The 6,508-nt window shown below is 43.5% G+C and carries 7 protein-coding genes; 3 read left to right on the top strand and 4 right to left on the bottom strand.

Annotated elements, in window-relative coordinates:
• Nucleotides 1-98 precede the first annotated feature (98 nt).
• Nucleotides 99-1,115: a succinylglutamate desuccinylase/aspartoacylase family protein gene (locus tag AB4371_RS13675; RefSeq protein WP_136978903.1), complete on the bottom strand. Its 1,017-nt coding sequence runs from the start codon at nt 1,113-1,115 to the stop codon at nt 99-101.
• Nucleotides 1,116-1,491: 376 nt separating this feature from the next.
• On the opposite strand from AB4371_RS13675, the gene AB4371_RS13670 reads away from it, so the two are divergent.
• The 3 genes from AB4371_RS13670 (at nt 1,492) to AB4371_RS13660 (ending at nt 4,222) form a co-directional block, all read left to right on the top strand.
• Entirely contained in the window at nt 1,492-2,490 is a 999-nt protein-coding gene (locus AB4371_RS13670) for a porin (RefSeq protein ID WP_372150101.1), read from the top strand.
• A 155-nt stretch (nt 2,491-2,645) separates the two neighbouring features.
• Nucleotides 2,646-3,536 carry a DMT family transporter gene (locus tag AB4371_RS13665; RefSeq protein WP_017062738.1) on the top strand — a complete coding sequence of 297 codons (891 nt, stop codon included), beginning with the start codon at nt 2,646-2,648 and terminating at the stop codon, nt 3,534-3,536.
• Between the two features lie 68 nt (nt 3,537-3,604).
• Nucleotides 3,605-4,222: a glutaredoxin domain-containing protein gene (locus tag AB4371_RS13660; protein WP_017062739.1), complete on the top strand. Its 618-nt coding sequence runs from the start codon at nt 3,605-3,607 to the stop codon at nt 4,220-4,222.
• Nucleotides 4,223-4,375: 153 nt separating this feature from the next.
• On the opposite strand, the gene AB4371_RS13655 is transcribed toward AB4371_RS13660, so the two are convergent.
• The 3 genes from AB4371_RS13655 to AB4371_RS13645 all read right to left on the bottom strand — a co-directional run bounded on the left by AB4371_RS13655 (nt 4,376) and on the right by AB4371_RS13645 (nt 6,452).
• Complete coding sequence (locus AB4371_RS13655; RefSeq protein WP_010431176.1) at nt 4,376-4,510, bottom strand: hypothetical protein; 135 nt, start codon at nt 4,508-4,510, stop codon at nt 4,376-4,378.
• 285 nt (nt 4,511-4,795) lie between these two features.
• A complete protein-coding gene (locus AB4371_RS13650; protein ID WP_017057980.1) occupies nt 4,796-5,146 on the bottom strand; it encodes a hypothetical protein in 351 nt (116 codons plus the stop codon).
• A gap of 100 nt (nt 5,147-5,246) precedes the next feature.
• Nucleotides 5,247-6,452 (bottom strand): multidrug effflux MFS transporter, encoded by a 1,206-nt coding sequence (locus AB4371_RS13645; protein ID WP_372150098.1) that lies wholly within the window; start codon nt 6,450-6,452, stop codon nt 5,247-5,249.
• Nucleotides 6,453-6,508: the final 56 nt, after the last annotated feature.

Here is a 6,508-nt window from a genome sequence, read left to right as displayed (position 1 = left end):
TCTTAAGTGAACGGCATTAGAGCCTAGCTCGGTCTTTTTTTACGTGTTTTAGATAACAACACAGTGCATTAACACGGAAACGTCAAACCGACTGAGCCTTAACTTAGCAAACGACAAACAAGCGCACCCGGCTCCCTTAACGCATCCACGTTATAGCTAAGGACACGTCCGGCAGACGGCGCGTGATAACGGCGACACTCATTACCAAAAGCGTCATATTGAATAGCCAACAGATCATCTTGTTCTACGCTCTGCAGAAGCTCAACCTGCGGCAATACGAAACCACCAATATCAGCGCGGATAGAAACCACATCATTACCCTCTATCCAATCCATACTCGGCAGCTGCATTTTCTCGGGATGATTTATTTCAACCTCGAACATTTCATAATAAGACAGCATGTTAAAAACACCGTCTACCGCTCGTTGAATCATGTCAGGCTGAGTAAATTTCCCCATCCCAACTTCCACCGTGATGCTCGGAATTCCACTTCGATTCCAAACCGTTTCCAAAATACCTGGGTCACCAGGGTCATTCAGAACACAATCGGGCTGCATCAGCCTCGCCATCTCCAAACATTGTTCTATGCGGTAATCAGCAAACACATAAAGTGGATAAACTGCGCCACGAGTTTGAGTGTGGAGGTCAACGGCGAAGGTGGCATTATGCTTAAGCAAACGCTCCCACAAAGACGCAACAAAGCGCTCCGCAGCCAAGCCATTCACGTCACCCGGAAAGAGTCGATTAAGATTAGCAGGGCAAGAACCCGGATCCGAAGAGATGAAATCACGGCTATGGTTCAGCAAGCCAGACAGATTCACAGTAGGTACAATCGTTACCGTGCCTTTGAGCGTTTTACCGACTAAGTCCCTGATAATTTGCTGTGCAGCCAACACTCCGTTTAGCTCATCACCGTGAATACCGGCGGTGATCATCAAACTAGGACCTTCTTGACTGCCTTTGAAAACAGAAACCGGCATGTTCTTAGGTTGCCCTAGCCCATCACTGGTGACTTGAAACCAAAACTGGTGCTCTCCAACGGGTAGGTCTTCAACATTCAAGGAGCCAATAACCTGCCTACCTTGTAAAACATCGCCTAAGTACTCTGTTTTCATCCAACGTCTCCATATTGTTGAGCAGAATCTATTCTCTTCTAAGTTTTTGCATCATAGAGGATATCCTTACCAGTACAAGCAGTTAATCAGATTAACAAGCTCTCAGCGCAGCCAAAATTCACCACCATCGACATACGTGATTGCAAGGTAAAACTTGCCAATGTGACCTTTGAAATACACGCAACTTGTATAACTATTCATAGAACACTCAGTCGCATGAAATAAAAATGCAATAAAATCAACACTTAAAAAAGTTCCCCATTCACGAAAATGTAATTTTATGGAAATGAAAGCTTAATTTATCTGCTCTAAATTAGCTTCATATCGAAACGGAGAGCACATTGCTCACGGATTTTAAAATACAAGGTAAGTGATTATGAAAAAGGCAGTTCTAGCTTCTGCAGTGGTAGCGGCACTAGTTTCAGGTTCATCTCTAGCAGCAACAGTTTACAGCTCTGACGGTACAGAACTTAAAATTGGCGGTCGTGCGGAATTCCGTGGTGATTTCATTGGTTCAGGCGGTAAAGAAATCGACGGAACAATGAAAAATAAAAGCCGTGTTCGTTTAAATGTTGGCGGTACTACAGAAATCACTAGCGACCTATCTGGTTTTGGTTTCTACGAAGCAGAACAAAGCGTGAAATCTTCTGCTGATAACAGTAAGACTGAAAACTTTAAGCAACGTTACATGTATGCAGGTTTTGAAGGTAACTTCGGCGCAGTATCAGTAGGTCGTCAAGATACAGCTGCAGCTCAAATCTCAGAAATGTCGGATGTTACTATCTACTCTGGTGACCAAAAAGCATTCATCAATGCAGGTGACGAGCAAATCAATAACACGTTTGTATACGCTTACGATGCAGACGCACTTTCTCTTAAAGCAAGTTTGATTGCTGGTGAAGACAAAGATACTGACGGTTACGGCATCTCTGGTATTTACACACTACCAATGGGCTTAGGTTTTGGTCTTGGTTACTCAGGTAACGACAACGGTACTGGTAATGGTTCAGCAACGGCTGTAATCGCTGGTATTAATTACAAAATGGATGCTCTATATCTAGGTGCAACCTACACAATGGGTGACCTAGACGACAAAGCAAAAACTGAGTTCTCTGGTGTAGAAGTTGCGGCTAAGTACAAACTAACAGATCAGTTTGAATTGGCTGCTTTGTACCAAAAACAAGAAAAAGACGCGACACAGAACTTAACTGTAGACACAGCTGACTTCTTTGAGCTGACTGGTACTTACAAGTTCAACAAATCTATCCGTACATACGTTGCTTACCAATTAAACAATCTAGACGACGTAAAAGTTGCAGGTTTAGAAACACAAAGTGAAGACTCTCTTCGCCTAGGTGTACGCTACGACTTCTAATCTAAATCGACTTTAGATACAGACTAAAAAGGTTGGGCAATGGCTCAACCTTTTTTCATATTCAAATATTCTGACTGACTTCATCAATGCTTTTTCTGGTTAAGTGGTGCTAAATCCGTATCATAGGTGAACCACATCAAATAATTAGAAGCATCATGTCACAACACCATCCGATCCAAGGCGCTAGCTGGATGCTAACCGCAGGCCTAGCCTTTGCCGTTATTAACAGCCTAACTCAAATTGCTAGCATTCATTTCGGACTTACTTCTACCACCGTCGCCGTCATTCAATACGCTATCGCGTTGTTCGCTATTCTTCCTTATCTGAAAACGCTGGGCATTCGTCGCGCGCTAAAAACCGACAACCTCAAATTGCACGTATTTCGTGTCTTCTTGTCTGTTATTGGTATTCAACTTTGGATATGGGCACTGGCTTACCCAGTACCAATTTGGCAAGGCATTGCCCTTCTCATGACATCGCCATTGTTTGCAACCATTGGTTCAGGGCTTTTCTTAAAAGAGAAAGTTGGGGCTGCTCGCTGGGGCGCGACCTTAGCAGGCTTCGTGGGTGCGATGGTGATTCTAGAGCCGTGGGCTGAAGATTTTAACTGGGCAACGTTATTACCAGTCGGTGCCGCTTTCTTCTGGGCATGCTACTCACTGATGGTGAAAAAACTCTCTTCGCAAGACAGTCCTTCAACCATGGTGGTCTATCTTCTACTATTAATCACACCATTTAACATCCTGCTTGCTGCGCCAGATTGGCAAACGCCAAGCGGCGGTACAATCTGGGCTATATTGATTGTTATCGGTGTTATGACGGCACTCGCTCAATGGGCGATAGTAAAAGCCTACTCGGTCGCTGATGCTTCGTTTGTGCAACCTTTTGACCACGCCAAATTACCGCTAAACGTTTTAGCAGGTTGGATTGTATTTAGTTGGGTTCCACCGGGTCGTTTATGGCTAGGGGCTGCTATTATTATTGCGTCAGTTGCATTTATAACGCACTGGGAAACTAAAAAACCTTCAAAAGTGAAGAAAGTTTAAGGTTGGTGAAATAAATAGTTCGACAGTCCGTTCTATATGGATAAGAGAATTCAAACGAGGCCGTAACCATGAAGAAACCAGTCAAGATTACACTATACCGTTGGGCAGGCAGCTGGGGTCCATTTAAAGTTAACATCCCATGTGGAGAATGTACCCTTACCAAAGACATTCTGAAGGATACTTTTGAGAATGAGTTGGCCGATGTCGATGTCGAACTGGAAGTAAAAGATTGGTTGTCTCACTGGTGGGAGCCGCTAAAACTAGGCTCTTGGCATGCTCCAATCCTTGTTGTTGAAGGCAAAGTGGTCAGCCAAGGTGAAGCGCTGAATCGCGGTGTGTTAATCCAATCGGTGATCAAAGAGTGGACCAAACGAGACAGCCTAAAAGGCAACATCGTTTATGGTAAGGCGACCTGCCCATTCTGTGTTAAAGCGAAGAAAATGCTGGATGAAGCGGGTGTTGAATACCAATACCACGATGTCGTAAAAGACAGCGCCGCTTTGTACCGTATGATTCCAGAGGTAAAAGCACACATTGGTGAGAAAACACCGGTCACCGTCCCGCAGATCTGGCTTGATGGTAAGTACATCGGTGGTGCCGATAACTTAGAAGCGTGGATGAAAGAGAATGGCTTAGATAGCATCCCTAATAATGTGGTCGACTTATCCAATCAATCTGCTGGCTGAGTTCATTAAAAGCCATTAGTCAGAAGCTTAATTGGTATTTTTTGTGTCCATCCACAACAAAACAAAGCGATAACTTTCACCAATCGCTAAAACGAAAAAGGCCTTAAACTTCATCGAGTTTAAGGCCTTTTAAAATTCCGTTTTTGAAAATGCTTATTTAGCCATTTTCTTCATCATTCGCTTAAAGAACGATGGTTTCTTTGGCTTTGAAGTGCCGTACAATGCTTCGTGCATCATGTTTTTTGCTGCCATTTGACCAAGGTATGCGTGGCCTAGTTCGTAATTCATGCTTATCTCCGCACATAATCAACTTTCTTTAGCGCGGATTTTACACTTAAAACGCCCAAAAACAAGATCTAAATCACACTTTAATGCAATATTAAGCATTCATTTGCAATTAGCCTAATTTTGTCTCTGTGCTAATCAGCATTGTTTTTGTATATCAATGAGTTAACCTAAATTCTGGTTTGAGCTTAATGCTCCATTCCTAATAACAACCCAAGACATTGATTTAGACACTGATAAAAAAAGCAGCTCAATAGAGCTGCTTTCTAAAATGCTTTACTGAGAAACCTAGCTGCGCTTTGGCTGTCTGTAAGTTTTACCGGCAATTTGGTATGTGTCTTTTTGCTTCAATTCAAACATCGTTTCAAAGAACCAAGCTGCAAATTTGATTAAGTCATCGCCTTCATTCATGACATGTTCGATGTACTCTTGCTCTTCGCCTTGTTCATTTTCTTGAAGCGTCACGTGGTAAATACGCTTTTCGCCTTCCACTTCAGCAAGTGCAAATTGACCAGTCAGTGATGCAGCAGCCTCAGCGACTTCTGTATCCTCATTGGATTTCAATAGCTCAAGCGCTTGAGGCAGGCCATCTAGTGCGCAGATAGCTTTTACCAGTACTTCAAATTCATTTTGCTGCATTTTGTTTTTACCTATTCAATGGACCGAAGCATTGTAGAAAACCATCAGCACAAATACAACGTATTAACGATGGTGCGTTAAACGATAGTGAATTTAGTGTTTAGCTATATTCCACTTCAACAGTATCGCCTTTGTTGTTCATTTTGGTTGAAGACCAAAGCACTCCGCCCATGGCTGCGCCAATAATGAGGTAGAACACGCCTAACTGTAGATGAGTCGTGACCCAACTCTCTACTAGATACCCACCCAATAAACCCGCTAAACACATCTGAATAGAGCCCGACAATGCCGATACTGCGCCCGCTTGCTTCTTATGAGGTTCTAATAACATGCTGATTGATAATGGGAACGAAATGCCTTGTGCTATCGCCAACCAAGTAAACGCCCAAACCAAGTTAAAGATGGATAACTCATGAGTAAGAAGCCAAGTTCCCGAAGCCAAAATAATCAAAATCGCAAGGCTCATCAATTGCGGAGTGCTAAACCTACGATTGAGCAAGTTCAAAGCAACGCTACCGATCAGTAAGCCTGCCGAAGGGACAATCATCAATGAACCATACTCAGCGGCGGTCAGCCCCAATTGCTCTTGCATTAAGAATGGGAATAAAGATAACGATACCAAACTCGCCATATAACTCATCCAGTTATAACTGGCGCTGCTTATCACTTGGCGATTCGTTAACAAGCGTCCGTAGTTCTTCACCACTTGGCACGCATCAAAGCGGCTCTTTCCGTATGGCAAAGTTTCATGCAGAACAAAGTAACCCAGTGTGAATATCGCTAGTAGATACAATAAAACGAACAGGAACACCGCCTGCCAACCGAGGTGAAATGAAATCCAACCACCGAATACCGGCGCAATGATCGGCATGATCGAAGCGGTCAGAGAAATATAAGACAAGGCTTTAGTTAGCTGAGGGCCATCATAACTGTCACGAAGCACACTTCGCCCAAGAACCGAGGCACTACCCGCCCCTAAACCTTGTAGCAAGCGACCAACTTCTAGCGCCGTCATATTGTCAGAAAACACAACACAAACGACTGTACCAATCAAATAAACACCCTGACCTAACAAGAAAATAGGTCTTCTTCCCACCGCATCGGACATCGGTCCGTAAAATAGCTGAGACAAGCCAAAACCCACCAGAAACAGCGTGACGAGAAGCTGTACATCTACTTGAGTAGCACTTAAGTCAGAAGCAATTAACGGCAATGCTGGCAAGTAGATGCTCACACCCACCTGCCCCGTAGCAATAATCATCATTGCTAAGAGTAACGGCGTTTTTTTAAAGGTCGATTGGCTCAAAAAATTCCCTATTCGTTTGATATTTGTTCATTAGATGAGTTTACATTCAAAACCAA

This window comes from Vibrio sp. 10N.261.51.A3 (genome assembly GCF_041471965.1).
Lineage (GTDB): Bacteria > Pseudomonadota > Gammaproteobacteria > Enterobacterales > Vibrionaceae > Vibrio > Vibrio crassostreae_C.
The sequence above is the reverse complement of the archived record's forward strand: the minus strand, read 5'-3'. Positions and strand labels throughout refer to the sequence as shown.

Coding starts and splice junctions, on each gene's coding strand:
- AB4371_RS13660 (WP_017062739.1), top strand. CDS start 3,605: ATGAAGAAACCAGTCAAGATTACACTATACCGTTGGGCAGGCAGCTGG.
- AB4371_RS13665 (WP_017062738.1), top strand. CDS start 2,646: ATGTCACAACACCATCCGATCCAAGGCGCTAGCTGGATGCTAACCGCA.
- AB4371_RS13655 (WP_010431176.1), bottom strand. CDS start 4,510: ATGAATTACGAACTAGGCCACGCATACCTTGGTCAAATGGCAGCAAAA.
- AB4371_RS13670 (WP_372150101.1), top strand. CDS start 1,492: ATGAAAAAGGCAGTTCTAGCTTCTGCAGTGGTAGCGGCACTAGTTTCA.
- AB4371_RS13650 (WP_017057980.1), bottom strand. CDS start 5,146: ATGCAGCAAAATGAATTTGAAGTACTGGTAAAAGCTATCTGCGCACTA.
- AB4371_RS13675 (WP_136978903.1), bottom strand. CDS start 1,115: ATGAAAACAGAGTACTTAGGCGATGTTTTACAAGGTAGGCAGGTTATT.